Below are 16,261 nucleotides of genomic sequence, written 5' to 3'. Positions count from 1 at the left end.
AGGCCGTGGCGGTATTCGAATACAAAGGCATCCTCGTCGGCACCGGCAAGCCGGTCAAAGGGGTCCGCGACGCGGAGAACGCGAAGGCCCTCCGTGCCGCCCTGCGCAAGGACGGCATCATGCTCACCGGCGCGACCGAGGAGCAGGCCGCGAAGGCGAAGGCGAAGCGCGATCTCAAGATCTTCGCCTTCGCGGGCCGCCCCTCGACGTCGGACGTCGCCGTGATGACCCGCCAGCTCGCGACGCTCATCGGCGCCGGCATCCCGCTCTTCGAGTCGCTCAACGCGCTCATCGAGCAGGTCGAGAAGGAGTCGCTGAAGAAGGTGCTCACGCAGGTGCGCGAGCAGGTGCGCGAAGGCACGAGCTTCGCCAAGGCCCTCGAGGCGCACCCCTCGGTCTTCCCGCCGCTCTACGTGAGCATGGTGCGCGCCGGCGAGGCGTCCGGCACGCTCGAGGGCGTGCTGACCCGCCTGACCGTCTTCATGGAGAACCAGGCGAAGCTCGTGGGCAAGGTGACCGCCGCCCTCGCCTACCCCGCGCTGATGGCGCTCATCGGCATCGGGCTCATCTCGGTCCTCATGATCGCGGTCGTGCCGAACGTGACCGGCATCTTCGCGTCCATGGACCAGGCGCTGCCCTGGTACACGGCGGCGCTCATCGGCACGTCGGCGTTCGCCTCGAGCTACTGGTGGCTCGTCCTCCTCGCGCTCGTGGGCGCGGTGTACGGGTTCCGCCGCTGGGTGCGGACGCCGAAGGGCCGCCTCTCGTGGGATACGTTCGTGCTGCGGGCGCCCATCTTCGGCAAGCTCATCCAGATGCTGTCCATCGCGCGCTTCTCGCGGACCCTCGCGACCCTGCTGTCGTCGGGCGTCGCGCTCCTCAGCGCGATGGATATCGTGCGGAGCGTGCTCGGCAACGCGGCCCTGGAGAAGGTCATCGTCGACGCCATCGCGTCGATCCGCGAGGGCCAGAGCATCGCCGAGCCGCTGAAGCGGAGCGGCCGGTTCCCGCCGATCGTCACCCACATGATCGCCATCGGCGAGAAGAGCGGGCAGCTGGAGGCGATGCTGGAGAACGTCGCCAATGCCTACGACTCCGCCGTGGAGACCCGCGTCCAGGTGCTCACGAGCCTGCTCGAGCCGCTGATGATCGTCATCATGGGCGGCGCGGTCGCGTTCATCGCGATATCCATCCTCATGCCGCTCATCCAGATGTCGAGCTTCGTCGGGTAGGTGGCTATGGGGCGGCGCAGGCAGCGAGAGAGCACGATCTTCTTCCCCTGGGAGCGCGGCGGCGGGCTCTTCCGGCGGACCGGCATGGCGCGGGCGAGGCCCTTCGCCGCGGGCCTCGCGATGGCGGTCCTCCTGCTGCTCCTCGGCGCGCGCGAGCGCCGGCTCGTGGGAATTCGATCGACCCGCGCCACGTTGTCCGTCGTCCACGGGGCGATCACCCTGTACCGCGCCGATCACGAGCGGCGGTGCCCGGGTTCCCTGGAAGAGCTGAAGCGCGAGGGATACCTCGCGATCGACCCGGTCGACGCGTGGGGCAGGCCGCTCCGGCTCACCTGTCCCGGAAGGAAGGATCCGGACGGATACGATCTCCTGAGCGACGGACCGGACGGCGAAATAGGCGGCCTTGACAGGGTGGAGTGAGAGATGGAGACGAACAGAGCAAGCAGCGCAAGAAGGATTCGACGGCTGAGCCGGAAGCTCTCGCGGGGCGTGACCCTGGTCGAGGTGCTCATCGTCGTGACGATCATGGCGATCATCGCCGGCGGCGCCACGCTCGTGGTGTGGCCGAAGCTCAAGCAGTCGCGCGTCAAGAGCGCCTATACCGGGGCGACGATCATCAAGAGCGCCGCCGAGCAGTACCAGCAGCTCGGGGCGGGCAGCGAAGGGTGCCCGACGATCCAGGCGCTGGTCAGCGCGAAGCAGATCGACGGCAACAAGACGGACGATCCCTGGGGCCAGCCCTACAAGATCAAGTGTGACGAGAACAACGACGTCCATGTCGTCTCGTCCGGCGACGACAAGAAAGAGAACACCCCGGACGACATCCGGGATGACATGAAGCAGTCGGATCTCAACAAGATCGCGGAGATGTAGCGCCGCGCGGGAGCAGGAGCGCCCATGGCACGCCGTCGCACGAGGGGACTCACGCTGGTCGAGGTGCTGATCACCGTCACGGTGATCGCGCTCATCAGCGGCTCGGTCATGCTCGGCATGGGCGCTGTCACGAGCGCGCGGCTGAAGCGCAGCGCGGCGCTGCTCGCGGGCGCCGTCCGGGTCGCGTACGCCCACGCGAACGCGAAGTCGAAGCCGGTGCGGCTCGTCTTCGATTTCGAGGAGCGGATGATCGTGCTCGAGGAATCCGCGGGTGAGCTGCTCGTCGAGCGGAACGACCGGGCCGGCGGCGCCGCCGCGGCGACGGAGGCCGAGAAGGCGGCCACGGCGGAGGCCGAGGCGATCCTGAAGGGGCCGCGCGCGCCGCGGCCCTCGTTCGAGCCGGCGAAGGCGTACGGCTTCAACCCCGAGAAGGACAGGCCGGGCAAGGAGCTGTCGAGCGGCGTGCGCTTCCTCCAGGTGGAGACCGGACACCAGGACGAGCCCGTGACCGAGGGGCGGGCCTATCTCTACTTCTGGCCCGGAGGCCAGACCGAGCACGCCGCGATCCAGCTCAGCCTGGGCGGCGGGGAGACCGAGGACGCGGTGATGACGGTGCTCGTCTCGCCGCTGACCGGCAAGACGGAGCTCAGGAAGGGCAAGGCGAGCATGCCCAGGCCGCGCGACGACGCCGAGGCGTCGGAGCGCGAGGACACGGGGCTCTGATGCGCGCCCGCGGCTTCACCCTGCTCGAGGTGATGGTGGCGGTCGCCATCCTCGGCCTCGGGCTGACGGCGATCCTCTCCGCGCAGGCGGGCGCCTTCTCGGCCGCGGCGCACGCGCGGAACCTCAGCCTCGCGAACGGGCTCGCGCGCTGCAAGATGACCGAGCTCGAGGAGCGGCTCGCCAAGGACGGCCTGCCGGCGCTCGACGAGGCCGACAGCGGGCCGTGCTGCGAGGGCGACGAGTCGCCGAACATCAAGTGCAGCTGGCGCATCGAGAAGCCCGAGATGCCCGAGCCCAAGTACGGCGATCTGGACCTCGACACCAACCTCGAGGGGCTCGGGGCGCTCGGCAAGCCGGGCGAGTCGAGCGGCACCGCGGCCCCGAGCGGCGACATCAACGATCTCGCGCAATCGTTGGTCGGCGGCGGCGCGGGGGGCGGCGAGTCGGGCGGCGGGATCTCGGGGCTCCTGCAGCCGTTCGTCGACATGCTCGCGCCGACGCTCCAGCCCATCTTCGAGGCGAGCGCGCGGCGGGTGACGGTCAAGCTGACCTGGCAGCAAGGCTCTCGGGAGCACGCGTTCGAGCTCGTGCAGTGGGTGACGATCCCCCAGATGGGCCAGCCCGAAGAGGGTGCGGGCGGCCAGGGAGGAGGGAGTTGACCGTGGCGACGCGAAGGCCAAGCTCTCCCCGCAGGCGCCGCGGCCGCTCGCGCGCGGTGACCCTCCTCGAGGTCCTCGTCTCGGTCGGCATCCTGGCGCTCATCGGGACGCTCATCTACGGCGCGTTCGACGGCATGAGCCGCGCGCGCTCGGGCCTCTCCCGGATGGGCGACCGCTACCACCAGGGCCGCGCGGCGATCGCCCGCATCTCGCGCGAGCTCCAGACGGCCTTCCTGTCCAGGCACCAGCCGGCCGACAAGAACATCGTCGTGCGGCTCACCGCCTTCGCGGGGGACGACTCGTCCCCTGCGGACCGCGTCGATTTCACCGCGTTCGCGCACCGGAGGCTCCTCCGGAACGCGCACGAGTCCGATCAGTGCGAGATCGGCTTTTTCGGCGCGCGCGACCCGGAGCGCGACAGGCTCGATCTCGTGCGGCGAGAGGCGAGGACCATCGATACCGAGCCGACGAGGGGCGGAGTCGTCAACGTGCTCGCCGAGGACATCGAGAGCTTCAATCTCCAGTACCTCGACCCGATCACCGGGGAGTGGGTCGACTCGTGGGACTCGACGCAGCCGGCGGCGCAGCTCGACCGGCTCCCCTCGCAGGTGTGGGTGACGCTGGTCCTGAACGGCGGGCCCGGCGGGGAGCCGATCAAGTTCGAGTCGAAGGTGCCACTCCCGATGCAGGTCCCCATCGCCTTCGGGGCCAACTGAGCCATGAGCCGCCCCAGGAGCCCCCTCGCCGAGGATCGCGCCGCAGAGAGGCCGCGCGCCGGGCGCGCGCGCCGCCGCCTCCGGAGGCGGCGCGACCGGCGCGGCGTGGCGCTTGTCATGGTGCTCGGCGCGATCACGGTGCTCACCGTGTTCCTGACCGAGCTCCAAGAGGAGACGTCGACCGAGCTCTCCGCGGCGCTCGCCGATCGCGACGCGCTGCGGGCCGAGTACTACGCGAAGAGCGCCGTGAACCTGTCGCGGATGCTCATCGCCTCCGAGCCGAGCGTCAGCACGGCGATCGGGCCGATGCTCGCGATCGTCGGGATCAGGGGGAAGTTCCAGGTGCCGGTCTGGAAGTTCACCGACATGTTCCTCGGCCCCTTCAACGCGCAGCTCGCCGCGAGCGAGGGCAGCGCGGCGCCGCCCCCCGAGGCGGCGGGCGAGGGCAGCGCGACGGGCAAGAACCTGGGGCTCACCGGCGGCGGCCGCTTCGAGCTCAAGATCGTCGACGAGGACTCGAAGATCAACGTCAACCGCGCCGCCGACGACGTGGGCGGCATCTCCGATCAGATCGCCGTGGGGAACCAGCTGCTCAGCCTGATGAGCGACGCGCAGTACAACACGCTCTTCGAGGAGCGCGACGGCGACGGCCAGTTCTCGGACCGCGCGACCATCTGCAGCGCGCTCATCGACTGGGCCGACCCCGGCGACCAGACGTTCGCCTGCGACGCGACGTCGAACGCCCCGAGCTCCACCGGCGCCGAGGACAGCTTCTACCAGACGGTCGGCCTCCCCTATCAGCGCAAGAACGCCCCGTTCGATTCGGTCGACGAGCTGCGGCTGATCCGGGGCATGAACGACGACTTCTGGGCGACGTTCGTCGACCCGGATCCGAGCAACCCGGACAAGAGGGTCCTAACCGTCTGGGGCAGCCGGAAGCAGAAGGTGAACGTCGCGTCGGCGAACGCGCTGACGCTGCTCAGGCTCACGTGCACCCCCGATTTCGTGGATATCGCGACGACGACGCTCTGCTCCGACCTGAACCAGCAGACGGCGTTCCTCACCGTGGCGTCGCTCGTGCAGGGCATGACCGGAGGGCTGCTCTTCCCCACCCCGAAAGATTATGTCGACGCGATGACCCAGAAGCCGGGCAGCTCGCTCGGGGGGATGCTCGGGCAGCAGTTCAAGGCGATGGGCGTGGAAGCGGTGAAGTTCAAGCCGAACGTCACGAAGTCCCTCGGCAACAGGACCAACTTCCTGAGCATCTACGCCGATGGCATCGTCCCGGGGAACAAGCGTGAGACGCGCGTGCGCGTCCATGCGGTGGTCGATCTCACGGGGGCGACGAAGCTCGACGATCCGGCCAAGGATCCCAAGGACCCCGCTCAGCCCAGCACCCCTCCGACGCCGGAAACGTACGAACAACAGGTGCGATCGAACCCTGCCGGGACGATCATCTACTATCGCATCGACTAGGACACCCCTCCGGGAAGAAGCGCGCAAATGCACAGGCTGCTCGGGATAGATGCTGGAAAATCCGTGGTGCGGGCGGCGCTCATCCGCACCACGTACAGGAGGGTCTTCGTCGAGGCCCTCGGCGAGGCGGCCGTCACGGACGCCGTCTCCGAGGCCGAGGCCATCCGCGCCGCCGTGGGGCTCCACCGCCCCGACGCCGCGGCGATCGCGCTCTCCGGGGAGAAATCGTTCTACCGCCGCCTCGACCTGCCGGCGGCCGCGCAGAAGGAGGTCGAGAACATCCTCGGCTTCGAGCTCGAGGCCACGGTGCCGTTCGAGATGGAAGACGCGGTCTTCGACCACCGCCTGCTGAAGCGGCCGCCCGGCGTGGAGACGCTGCCGGTCTTCGCCGCCGTCGCGCGCGCGGACGACGTGCGCGAGCGCATCGCCGTCGTGAAGGAGGCGCTCGGCTTCGAGCCGGAGCGGGTCGCGCTGGGCGCGGTGGCGCTCGCCAACCTCGAGGCGGTGATGCCGGAGCTCGCCGCGCCGTCGCCCGCCAGCGCGCCGATCGCCCTGCTCGACCTCGACTACCTCACGTCCGAGATCGTGATCGTCTCCGGCGGCGAGCCGGTCTTCGCCCGGACGCTGTCGCGCGGGACGGCCGGCCTCCCCGGCACCGCGCCGGCGCTCGCGCGCGAGCTCCGCCAGACGCTCGCGGCGTGGCGCAACCTCGGCGGCGAGCCGCTCGCGGGGCTCTACCTGGTCGGCGGCGGCGCCACCGCGCAGGGCGCGGAGATGTTCCTGTCGACGCAGCTCGGCCTCACGATCCTGCCGCTGCCGACCCCTCGCATCGAGGGGCTCACGCCCGAGCAGGCCGCGGCGCTGCCCCGCTTCGCCAAGGCGCTCGGGCTCGCGCTCGGGCTGACGCCGAAGACCAAGGGGTTCAACCTCCGGAAGGGCGCGCTCGAGGCCGAGCGCAGCTACCCGTTCCTGCGCGAGAAGATCCCGATCCTCGCCGGCCTCGGCACCGTCATCGCGCTGAGCTTCGGGTTCTCCATCGTCGCGGAGCTGCGCACCCTCGACGCGGAGCGGGAGCTGCTCGCCGCCTCGCTCGCGACCGCCTCCCACGACGTGCTCGGCGAGGAGACGAGCGACCCGCAGAAGGCCCGCGAGCTGCTCGAGCAGGGCCCCGGCGCGGCCGACGAGGACCCGATGCCCCGCGTCGACGCCTTCGACGTCATGGTGCAGCTCTCGAAGGCCGTGCCGAAGGAGATCACGCACGACGTGCTCGAGCTCGACGTGAACCGCGGCCACGTGACCCTCCAGGGCGTCGTCCCGTCGGTGTCGGACGCGCAGATCATCGCGGATCACATGAAGGAGCACCGCTGCTTCCGCGACGTGAAGGTCGGCCGCACGAGCCAGTTCACGGAGGGCAAGCACAAGTACGTCCTCGAGCTGGATCTCAGGTGCGAGGACAAGACGAAGAAGAAGAAGACCGGCGCCGCCGACGCGGCCGAGAGCGCCTCGGCCGGCGCGCCGGAGAAGCCGGAGGGATCGCGATGACGCTCCGCGAGCGACTCGACAAGCTGGAGCCGCGCGAGCGCAGGCTCCTCACCATCCTCCTCGGATTCCTGGCGGTGCTCGTCCTCCTGCTCGTGCCGATCGGGCTCGCGAGCGTCGCGTCCAGCAAGCGCGCCGAGAACCAGGAGATCCGCGACCTGCTCCAGTCGATCTACGAGGCCTCGGGGAAGGTCAGCGAGCGCAAGGCGCTGAAGGACGCGCTGCTCGCGCGCTACGCGCGGCCGGCGCCCGCGCTCGCCGGCTTCATCGAGGACGCGGCGAAGCAGCAGCAGCTCACCGCCGCCGAGTCGCAGGATCGCCCCGACGTCCCGCACGGCAAGAAGTACAACGAGCGGATCACGGTGGTGAAGATGCACAGGATCGGGATGCTCGGGCTCGCCAAGATGCTCGAGCACATCGAGGGCTCGGGCCACCCGGTCGCGGTGACGAAGCTGAACCTCAAGCCGCGCGCCGGGGAGCCGGACTCCTACGAGGTCGAGCTCGGCATCTCCGCGTTCGACCGGAAGGGCGAGCCCCAGCCGGCGGCGACGCCCGCGCCGTCCGCGCCCCCCGCCGCCGAAGAGGAGCAGGAGCCATGAAGGCGCGGCTCATCAAGATCGCGAGATGGGCGGTCTACCCGCTCTTTTACCTCTTCTGTCTGGGGCTCTTCGGCTACCTGACGTTCCCCTACGAGCGGCTCAAGGACCGGCTGATCGCCGAGTTCGACCGCACGCAGCAGAAGAAGGGCCCGAGCCAGGCGCAGCGCCTCGAGATCGACGAGCTCGACTCGTACTGGTTCACGGGGGTCGAGATGAAGGGCGTGCGGCTCATCCTGCCGCCGGGCGAGCTCGGCACGAGCAGCAGGCCGAGCGGCGCCGCGGCGTTCGCCTCGGGCGACGCCGCCAAGGACAGCGCGCCGAAGCCGAGCGTCATCGAGATCGACGAGGCGCACGCGCGGGTGAAGATCCTGCCCCTCCTGATCGGGCGGATGCGGGTCTCGTTCTGGGCCAGCGTGTTCGGCGGCGAGATCGAGGGCGTCGTCCCGATGGGCCGATCGGGCGGCGACGTCCACGTCGAGGTCTCGGACGTGGAGCTCGCCAAGGTGGGTCCGCTCGGGGACATCCTTGGCCTGCCGATCGCCGGCACGCTGAGCGCGAACCTCGATCTCAGCGCGCCCGACGGCAAGTTCAACAAAGCGAACGGCGCGCTCGAGGTCTCGGCCAAGGAGGTCTCGGTCGGCGACGGCAAGACGAAGATCCAGGGGCTCATCGCGCTCCCGGAGGCGAAGCTGGGGGAGCTGCTCCTGTCGGCGGAGGCGAAGGACGGGGTCCTCAAGGTCACGAAGATGAGCGCGAACGGCCAGGATCTCGAGCTCGACGGCGACGGCAAGGTCACCATGCGCGAGCCGTGGAACAACTCGACGGCGGATCTCTACGTGCGCTTCAAGTTCACCGACGCGTACCGATCGAAGAGCGATCTCACGAAATCGCTGCTCGGCGCGCCGGGGTCGAGCGTGCCCGGGCTGATCGAGATGCAGCAGCCCAAGATGAAGCGGTCGAAGCGGGCGGACGGCTTCTACGGCTGGCACGTCCACGGCCCGCTGAAGAGGCCCCGGTTCGACCCGCACGCGGCCGAGTCGCCCGCCGCGCGGGGCCGCGGCACGCCGGGCGCGAGCCCGGCCACGACCACGAGGAAGCCCGGCGGCGTGAACATGCCCCTCGGCGCCTCCGAGGCCGCCCCGAGGGACGGCGAGGAGCACGAGCCCCCTGGGATGCCCCCGCCTCCGCCCCCGCCCTCCACCGAGGACGAGTCCCCCACACGCCCGCCGTCGCCTCCGCCCGTAGACGGCGAGGGCACGCCTCCCGTTGAATAGAGCGGGGCGCAGCTTCGTGCGACGAAGACGCGCCTCGCTCTAGGACCCGGACCCACGCTCCAAGGACTCGTTGATGGGGGATCCCAGCTGGCAGCAGAACCGGCGCGTTTTACTGATCGACGACGATCAGGCCATCCACGAGGATTTCCGCAGGATCCTCCGATCCGAGGCGGAGGGCTCGACCATCGCGGGCCTCCAGCCGACGCTGTTCCGCGAGCCGCCGGCCCGGCGACCGGTGAGGTTCGAGCTCACGTCCGCGACCCGCGGGGAGGAGGGGCTGGCGAAGGTCCGCGAGGCGCTGCAGAGCGGCGCGCCGTACGCGCTCGTGTTCGTGGACGCGCGCATGCCGGGGTGGGACGGCGTCGAGACGCTCTCGCGCATCTGGAAGGAGGACGGCGCCATCCAGGCGGTCCTCTGCGCGGCGGACGCGGATGACTCGTGGGAGGAGATCGCCGCCCGGTTCGGGCAGACCGACAACCTCCTCATCCTCGCCAAGCCGTTCGACCCGAGCGAGGTCCGCCAGATGGCCTTCGCGCTCACCGAGAAGTGGAACCAGCGCCGCGCCCTCGCCGAGGCGAACTACAAGGTGTCGACGCAGTACACCGTGACCAGGATCCTCGTCGAGTCGACGACGCTCTCCGAGGGCGTCCCGGCGCTGCTCGGCGCGCTCGGGGAGACGCTCGGCTTCCGGTTCGCCGCCCTGTGGCTCGGCGACGACGAGAGCGACGGGCTGCGCTGCGAGCACACCTGGAGCGCCGCGCCCGACGACGCGATCGCGCTCGAGGCGGCGACCCGGGGCGCGCGGTTCGCCCGCTACGCCGGGCTGCCCGGCCGCGCGCTCGCCCAGGGGGAGCCGACCTGGTTCAGCGACCTCGACGCCGAGGCGGACGACCCGCGCGCGCAGGCGGCGCGCGGCGCCGGCCTCCGCTTCGCGGTCGAGCTCCCCATCGCGGTCCGCGCCGACGCGCAGGTCGCGGCCGTGCTGGAGCTCATGGACGCCGAGCCGCGCGCGCCCGATCCGGGGCTGCTCGACGTCCTGCTCGCCGTCGCCGCCAAGGCCGGCCACTTCATCGGCAGCAAGCGCGTGGAGGCGGCCCTGCGCCGGAGCGAGGCGAACAACCGCGCGCTCCTCTACGCCATCCCCGACACGATCCTCCGGATCAGCAGCGACGGCATCTGCCTGGACTTCAAGGCCTCCCGGGACCCGAGGCCGTCGCTCCGCGCCGAGGATCTCCTGCACAGGCACGTCGCCAACGTGTTCCCCGCCCACGTCGCCGAGCAGATCACCGGCCTCGTGGCGCGAGCGCTCGCCGACGAGGCGACGCACGTCTTCGAGTACCAGGAGCAGCAGGCGGGCAGCGCGCGCGACTACGAGGTCCGGATCGCCGGCAGCGATCGGGCCGAGGCGGTCGTCATCGTGCGGGACATCACGGAGCGAAAGCGCGCCGAGGCGGAGACGGAGGCGCGGCGCGCCCGGGAGGAGGCCCTCCGGGCGCAGAACGAGATCCTCGCGGCGCTGTCGACCCCGCTCATCCCGATCAGCGACGACATCGTCGTGATGCCGCTCGTCGGCGCCCTCGACAGCCAGCGGACGCGCCGCGTGCAGGAGACGCTGGTCCGCGGCGTCGCCTCCCGCCGCGCGCACGTCGCGATCCTCGACATCACCGGGGTGCCGCGGATCGACGGCCCGTGCGCCGACGCGCTCCTCGGCGCCGCGACGGCGGTGCGCCTGCTCGGCTCGGAGGTGATCATCACGGGCCTCAGCCCCGACGTGGCCAGGACGCTCGTCGAGATCGGCGTCGACATGAGCGGCATCGCCACGCACAACACCCTGCAAAGCGGCATCGCCTCCGCGATGACCTCCGCGGGCGCGCGCGGACGGCGCCGGCGGCGCCGCGCGAGGTCGCGCGGGTAGCGGCCGGCGGCCCGATCTTGCCGGAGCGTCAGCGCTTGCTGTTCTGCGCGGCGTGCTTGTCGAGGGCGGCGAGGACGCGGTCGTAGTCGGGCGGCAGCGCGACCGGCGGGTTGGCGAGCCGGCTCGTGACGTCCGCGAGCGCGCGCTCGTGGTATTTCACCTTGAACTCCGTGAACTTGAGGCCGTTCGCTGTCGAGACCACGACGACCCGCTGGCGCTTCTCGACGAGGCCCTTCTTCACGAGCTTCTCCAGCGCGGCGAGGGCGACCGCCGTGTGCGGGCAGGTGTACATGCCGGTGCGATCGGCGCGGGCCGCCGCGTCGCAGAGCTCGTCCTCGGTGACCTCCTCCGCGACGCCGTCCATCGCCTTGAGGGCCAGCATCGCCCTCGGCGCGCTCACCGGGTTGCCGATCTGGATCGCGCTCGCCAGGGTCTCCCCCGCCTTCATCGGCACGACCTCGCTCCGCCCCTCGGACCACGCCTTGAAGAGCGGGTTGGCCCGCGCCGCCTGCGCCACGCAGAGGCGCGGGAACCGCGTCGTCAGGCCGAGGTCCTTCAGCATCTTGAAGCCCGCGTAGAGGGCGTAGGCGTTGCCGAGGTTGCCGCTCGGGAGGATGACCCAGTCGGGCAGCGTCCAGTCGAACTGCTGCACGATCTCGATGGCCACGGTCTTCTGGCCCTCGAGCCGCAGGGCGTTCATCGAGTTCGCCAGGTAGACGACGCCCTCGGCCGAGAGGCGCTGCACGATGGCCATGCAGCCGTCGAAGTCGGTGTCCAGCGAGAGGACCAGCGCCCCCGACGCGATCGGCTGGACGAGCTGCGCCGTCGACACCTTGCCCCGCGGCAGCAGCACGACCACGGGCAAGCCGGCCGCCGCCCCGTACGCCGCGAGCGACGCCGAGGTGTCCCCCGTCGACGCGCACGCGATCGCGCGCACCTCGAGGCCCTCGCGGATCGCCTTGTTCACCACCGAGACGAGCACCGTCATGCCGAGGTCCTTGAACGACCCCGTGTGGCTGTTGCCGCAGAGCTTCACCCAGACGTCATCGAGCCCGAGCGTCTTGCCGTAGCGGTCCGCCCAGAACAGGTTCGAGCCGCCCTCGTCCATCGACACGATGGCCTCGTCCGGGACCTCGGGCGCGACCCACTCCCGCTTGCCCCAGACCCCGGAGCCGTAGGGCCACACCGTGCGCTTGTAGCGCTCGTCGAAGAGCTTCATCCACGTCGCCGGGCTCCGGTCACGGAGCGCGTCGATGTTGTGGGCGACGTCGAGCAGGCCGCCGCAGGTGGGGCAACGGTAGAGGGGCTGCGTCAGCGGGTAGCTGCCGGGGCAACCGGCGAGGCATCGGAATGCAGCAGAGTAGGCCATGGCAATACGGATCTCCTGGGTGGCGGGAAGCGCCCGCGGGAGGTGGTGTCGGTTCAGTCGAAGCGTGGGGCTTCCATGCCGAGCCGCCTATAGAAGTAGATCGCCGCGTTCCTGGCAAACGATCCCTGCGGGAGATAGACGTCGCCGGGCTCCCGCAGCGGCTCGTCGGCCGAGAGCGGCCCGTCCCGGTCGCCGGCCAGCCGCTCGAGATCCTCGAGGAACGCTTCCATCGAGGGATAGCGGTTGTTCGGGCTCTTCCGGATCGCCTTCAGGATCACGGACTCGAGCAGCGGATCGAGGCTCCGGCGCTTCTCCGAGGGGCGGGGCGGCGGGGTCACGAGCTGCCGGGCGAGGAGCTCCGACTGCTCCGAGCGCGGGAACGGGAGCTCCCCGGTGAAGGCCCGGAACATGACGACGCCGAGCCCGTAGACGTCGGTGCGGGCGTCGGGCAGGTCGCTCACGACCTGCTCGGGCGCCATGTACTCGAGGGTGCCCACGGCGGTGCCGGTCGCCGTGATGAGGTCGGCGGCCTGGATCTTCGCCAAACCGAAATCGAGCACCTTGACCGCGTACGGGTCGCCCTGCGGGCCCACGAGGTAGATGTTGTCCGGCTTCACGTCGCGGTGGATGATCCCGGCCCGGTGCGCGGCGGCGAGCCCGGACGCGGCCTGGGAGAGCACCGGGATGGCGAGGTCCGCGTCCATGCGGCGCTCGCGCCGGAGCCAGTCGCCGAGCGACTCGCCGAAGAGGTACTCCATCACGAGGTAGGGCGCGCCGTCTTCCGAGCGCGTGCCGGCGTCGAGCACCCGGACGATGTTCGGGTGCCCGATCGTCGCGGCGCTCTGCGCCTCGCGCACGAACCGCTCGCGCGTCCGCTCCGCCCGGGCGGCGAACTCCTCGAGGACCTTGATCGCGACCGGCTGGCCCGTCGCGATCTCGACCGCGAGGTAGACGCGCGCCATCGCCCCTTTGCCGAGGTAGCCGCGCACCTCGTAGCGCTCGCCAAGGAGGGTCCCGCGCAGCCGGGTCGGCTTGTACCGGAACAGGTCGACGCGCCGGCCCTCGGTGAGCTCCGCGCCGTCGTAGGGGCAGAACCGATGGCCCGCGTCGTACTCCCGGTGGCAGCGCGCGCAGAACATGGCCCCGCATCGAATAGCGCCCCGCGCTCCGGCCACGCAAGCCCGCTCGGCGGGCCCCACCGCGCTAGCCGCTCTAGCCCGCCTTGCGCGGCGAGCGCCCCGTCAGCTTGGTGTACGCGTGATAGCCGAGCCAGCGGAGCGGCTCGGGCGGGACGCCCCGGAGGGGGGCCATGTAGAACGGCAGATCCCGCCACCGCGCGTCGTCGCCCGCGTAGATGTCGCAGAGCACGCGGCCCGCGAGGTTGGCGAGCGTCACGCCGTGGCCGCTGTAACCGAGGGCGTAGTACACGTTCCGGTGCTCGCCGCGCACCCCCATGCTGCAGAGCCGGCTCATCGTGATGCCGAGGGTGCCCGTCCAGCGGTGCGCGATCCGCAGCCGCTCGGCCGCTGGGAAATAGCCGGTGAGCCGGCGCCGGATGGCCTCGAACGCGGGTCCGGCCGACTCGGGTGTGCCCGGGTAGGAGGTCTTGTTCCCATAGAGGTAGGCATACGCCGCGTTGCTGCCCCCGCCGAACACGAGCTCACCGGCGGGCGTCATGCTGGCGTACGCGATGCGGTCGCGGTCGTCGCTGAAGCCGGCGACCTGCCCCCAGCCGAGCGCGGCGCGCGCCTCGGCGTCGAGCGGCTCGGTCGCGATGACGTGCGAGTGCAGCGGGAAGATGCCGGTCTTGAAGTAGCCGAGGCGCGGCGTGTAGCCGTTGGTGGCGAGCACGATGGCCGCGGCCCGGACGACGCCGCCCGGCGTTGTCAGCTCGATCGTGCGCCCCTCCCGGATCCCGAGCACCGGCGTGTCCTCGTGGACGGCGACCCCCCACGCGAGCAGCAACGGGCGCAGGCAGCGCAGCAGATCGACCCCGTTCAGCTGCCCCTCGGTCGCGTCCAGCACGGCCCCGGCCCCGCCCTGGATCCCGAGCCGCCTCGAGAGCGCCGCGCTGTCCAGGTACTGTAGCGAAATGCCCCAGCTGGCCAGCTGCTCCACCCGCGCGTGCGCCGCCTCGGCCCGGCGCGCATCGGTGAGCACCTCCATGCATCCGTCGCGGCGGTGGCGCACAGGGAGGTCGTGCTCCTGGATCATCCCGACGATGCCGTCGATCCCCGCGCGTGTCGTCTCGTACACGCGGCGCGTGAGCTCCGGATCGCGAGCGCCCACCCCGTTGATCCAGTTCAGCATCATCCCCCCGTTGCGCCCGCTCGCGCCGTTCGCGAGGTGGCGCGCCTCGAGGATCATGACGCGGAGGCTCGGAAACCGGCGGATTAGATGGTATGCGGTGGAGATCCCGGTGAAACCTCCTCCGATGATGGCCACGTCGGCCGTCGCGTCCGCGCGCAGCGGAGGGACGGGCTCATAGACGGGGCCTGCCTCGTTCCACACGGAGCGCGCGGAATCGATGTGTGTGTGCGTGTGCGTGTACGTGTCAACGAGCGCTGCACGAGCCACGATGATCACCTATCAGAGGGATGCGCCTCTGGCACCATGAACCCCGGGAGCCCTGCTTGAAGCGACGTGTCCGGCTCTGCATGAAGGATCTCTTCCACCAGGACGTGGTGGAGATGATCGAGCGCGAAACCCGCAAATACCAGATCTGGTCCATCGAGGATCCTTCCGACCCGGACTTCGACGCGGCGTATCAGATCCTCTGGGACTGCTTCGGTCCTCATGGAGAGATGGAGCGCAAGGAGGCGATCGAGGCGTTCCTCCGCGACGACCCGTTCACGCCCGAGCCGTCGGGCACGTACATGCGCTACTTCCTGCTCGTGGCGCGAGACGCGGACGGAAAGGTGCGCGGCGTCCGCGACGGCACCGTGCTCATCAATCCGGCGTACGCCCCGGACCTCTGCGTCATCTACCTCGCTCATATCTTCATGATCCCCGAGGCGCGCGGGACGGTGCTGTCGTACTGGCTGCGCATCTCGCCGGTCGAGCTCGCCATGCAGTACCTCACCGACCTGCACGCGATGGGGAAGATCACGCTCCCCGCGCCGTCGGCCCCGGGCAAGTACTTCGGGATGAACGTCGATCTCGCGGCCGAGGTCGAGTACTTCACGCCGGAAGAGCGCCTGTCGTGGCAGCGCATCCTGTTCTACGGCCGAGGCGGGTTCGACGCGATCAACCCGCGCCACTTCCCCTACCGCCAGCCCGACTTCCGCGATCCCGAGGTGATCCGCGCGACCGGCAACCAGCCGTCTCCCTTCATGGTCCTCGTGCGGCGCATGGGCCGCGAGCGGCAGGCGCAGCTGCCGATCGACGAGGCGAGGGCGCTCATGCGGCTCCTGTACGACGACTTCGCGGATCACTGCGCGCCGCACCTGCTCGAGAACAGCCTCCAGCTCGTCCTCGACCGGCTGGAGGAGCGGGCGAAGCGGAAGAGCTTCGTCGAGCTCTTGCCGCTCCCGACCGGGCCCAGGGATCTGCACCGGCTGAAGCCGCTCTTCCGGTACAACGTGTTCACGAAGTACTATCCGGACAGCCCCGACATCCGCGGTTACCTGAAGAACAGCGGCATCCGCGAGAGGCTGCTCGCGAACCCGCGCCACCTCGACGAGGAGCTCGCCCGCATCGCCCGGGAGCTGGAGACCCGTCCGCCGTTCGTCTACGGGAGCCGGGACAGGACCGCGACCTGGGAGGGCAACCCGCTCTCGCCGGGCTCGGAGCCGATCCCGGACGGGGCCGACGCGGGCGAGATCACCCGCGATGTGCCGGCGCCGGCGTCGACCCTGCCGCCGCGGTGATCCCCCGCGGCGCCGGG

General features: G+C 70.6%; 15 protein-coding genes. 12 read left to right on the top strand and 3 right to left on the bottom strand.

What is annotated here, in order from left to right:
• Positions 1 to 5 precede the first annotated feature (5 nt).
• From gspF to WME95_RS50185, 11 genes are all read left to right on the top strand, one after another.
• Entirely contained in the window at positions 6 to 1,232 is a 1,227-nt protein-coding gene (gspF, locus tag WME95_RS50235) for a type II secretion system inner membrane protein GspF (RefSeq protein ID WP_437906265.1), read from the top strand.
• A 6-nt stretch (positions 1,233 to 1,238) separates the two neighbouring features.
• The gene (locus tag WME95_RS50230) at positions 1,239 to 1,652 is read left to right on the top strand and encodes a type II secretion system protein GspG (RefSeq protein WP_437548200.1); all 414 of its coding nucleotides are present in this window, start codon (positions 1,239 to 1,241) and stop codon (positions 1,650 to 1,652) included.
• Positions 1,653 to 1,655: 3 nt separating this feature from the next.
• Positions 1,656 to 2,105, top strand: coding sequence for a type II secretion system protein (locus tag WME95_RS50225; protein WP_437530284.1), 450 nt, complete (start codon positions 1,656 to 1,658; stop codon positions 2,103 to 2,105).
• 24 nt (positions 2,106 to 2,129) lie between these two features.
• Entirely contained in the window at positions 2,130 to 2,828 is a 699-nt protein-coding gene (locus WME95_RS50220; RefSeq protein WP_012241822.1) for a pilus assembly FimT family protein, read from the top strand.
• Complete coding sequence (locus WME95_RS50215; protein WP_437906264.1) at positions 2,828 to 3,487, top strand: type IV pilus modification PilV family protein; 660 nt, start codon at positions 2,828 to 2,830, stop codon at positions 3,485 to 3,487. Before WME95_RS50220 ends, WME95_RS50215 begins: the two co-directional genes overlap by 1 nt.
• A gap of 56 nt (positions 3,488 to 3,543) precedes the next feature.
• On the top strand, positions 3,544 to 4,203 hold the full coding sequence (locus WME95_RS50210) for a type II secretion system protein GspJ (protein ID WP_437906263.1): 660 nt from the start codon (positions 3,544 to 3,546) through the stop codon (positions 4,201 to 4,203).
• 3 nt (positions 4,204 to 4,206) lie between these two features.
• A complete protein-coding gene (locus tag WME95_RS50205; RefSeq protein ID WP_437906262.1) occupies positions 4,207 to 5,679 on the top strand; it encodes a general secretion pathway protein GspK in 1,473 nt (490 codons plus the stop codon).
• 27 nt (positions 5,680 to 5,706) lie between these two features.
• Positions 5,707 to 7,221 carry a type IV pilus biogenesis protein PilM gene (gene pilM / locus WME95_RS50200; RefSeq protein WP_437906261.1) on the top strand — a complete coding sequence of 505 codons (1,515 nt, stop codon included), beginning with the start codon at positions 5,707 to 5,709 and terminating at the stop codon, positions 7,219 to 7,221.
• Entirely contained in the window at positions 7,218 to 7,817 is a 600-nt protein-coding gene (locus WME95_RS50195) for a hypothetical protein (RefSeq protein ID WP_437906260.1), read from the top strand. The genes pilM and WME95_RS50195 overlap by 4 nt, the downstream gene beginning before the upstream one ends.
• Positions 7,814 to 9,091: a type II secretion system protein GspN gene (gene gspN, locus WME95_RS50190; protein WP_437906259.1), complete on the top strand. Its 1,278-nt coding sequence runs from the start codon at positions 7,814 to 7,816 to the stop codon at positions 9,089 to 9,091. Before WME95_RS50195 ends, gspN begins: the two co-directional genes overlap by 4 nt.
• Before the next feature lie 235 nt (positions 9,092 to 9,326).
• Complete coding sequence (locus WME95_RS50185; protein ID WP_437906258.1) at positions 9,327 to 11,006, top strand: STAS domain-containing protein; 1,680 nt, start codon at positions 9,327 to 9,329, stop codon at positions 11,004 to 11,006.
• Between the two features lie 28 nt (positions 11,007 to 11,034).
• Here the strand turns inward: WME95_RS50185 and thrC are convergent, their stop codons facing one another.
• The 3 genes from thrC to WME95_RS50170 form a co-directional block, all read right to left on the bottom strand.
• On the bottom strand, positions 11,035 to 12,375 hold the full coding sequence (gene thrC, locus WME95_RS50180; protein ID WP_437714651.1) for a threonine synthase: 1,341 nt from the start codon (positions 12,373 to 12,375) through the stop codon (positions 11,035 to 11,037).
• A gap of 53 nt (positions 12,376 to 12,428) precedes the next feature.
• Entirely contained in the window at positions 12,429 to 13,514 is a 1,086-nt protein-coding gene (locus tag WME95_RS50175; protein WP_437714649.1) for a serine/threonine-protein kinase, read from the bottom strand.
• 73 nt (positions 13,515 to 13,587) lie between these two features.
• Positions 13,588 to 14,952 (bottom strand): NAD(P)/FAD-dependent oxidoreductase, encoded by a 1,365-nt coding sequence (locus tag WME95_RS50170; RefSeq protein ID WP_437911121.1) that lies wholly within the window; start codon positions 14,950 to 14,952, stop codon positions 13,588 to 13,590.
• A gap of 56 nt (positions 14,953 to 15,008) precedes the next feature.
• On the opposite strand from WME95_RS50170, the gene WME95_RS50165 reads away from it, so the two are divergent.
• On the top strand, positions 15,009 to 16,244 hold the full coding sequence (locus WME95_RS50165) for a hypothetical protein (protein ID WP_437906257.1): 1,236 nt from the start codon (positions 15,009 to 15,011) through the stop codon (positions 16,242 to 16,244).
• Positions 16,245 to 16,261: the final 17 nt, after the last annotated feature.

The organism is Sorangium sp. So ce327 (assembly GCF_051530205.1).
In the GTDB taxonomy this organism is placed as follows: Bacteria; Myxococcota_A; Polyangia; order Polyangiales; family Polyangiaceae; genus Sorangium; species Sorangium cellulosum_B.
The sequence above is the reverse complement of the archived record's forward strand: the minus strand, read 5'-3'. Positions and strand labels throughout refer to the sequence as shown.

Coding starts and splice junctions, on each gene's coding strand:
- WME95_RS50230 (WP_437548200.1), top strand. CDS start 1,239: ATGGGGCGGCGCAGGCAGCGAGAGAGCACGATCTTCTTCCCCTGGGAG.
- WME95_RS50225 (WP_437530284.1), top strand. CDS start 1,656: ATGGAGACGAACAGAGCAAGCAGCGCAAGAAGGATTCGACGGCTGAGC.
- WME95_RS50220 (WP_012241822.1), top strand. CDS start 2,130: ATGGCACGCCGTCGCACGAGGGGACTCACGCTGGTCGAGGTGCTGATC.
- WME95_RS50215 (WP_437906264.1), top strand. CDS start 2,828: ATGCGCGCCCGCGGCTTCACCCTGCTCGAGGTGATGGTGGCGGTCGCC.
- WME95_RS50205 (WP_437906262.1), top strand. CDS start 4,207: ATGAGCCGCCCCAGGAGCCCCCTCGCCGAGGATCGCGCCGCAGAGAGG.
- pilM (WP_437906261.1), top strand. CDS start 5,707: ATGCACAGGCTGCTCGGGATAGATGCTGGAAAATCCGTGGTGCGGGCG.
- WME95_RS50195 (WP_437906260.1), top strand. CDS start 7,218: ATGACGCTCCGCGAGCGACTCGACAAGCTGGAGCCGCGCGAGCGCAGG.
- gspN (WP_437906259.1), top strand. CDS start 7,814: ATGAAGGCGCGGCTCATCAAGATCGCGAGATGGGCGGTCTACCCGCTC.
- thrC (WP_437714651.1), bottom strand. CDS start 12,375: ATGGCCTACTCTGCTGCATTCCGATGCCTCGCCGGTTGCCCCGGCAGC.
- WME95_RS50175 (WP_437714649.1), bottom strand. CDS start 13,514: ATGTTCTGCGCGCGCTGCCACCGGGAGTACGACGCGGGCCATCGGTTC.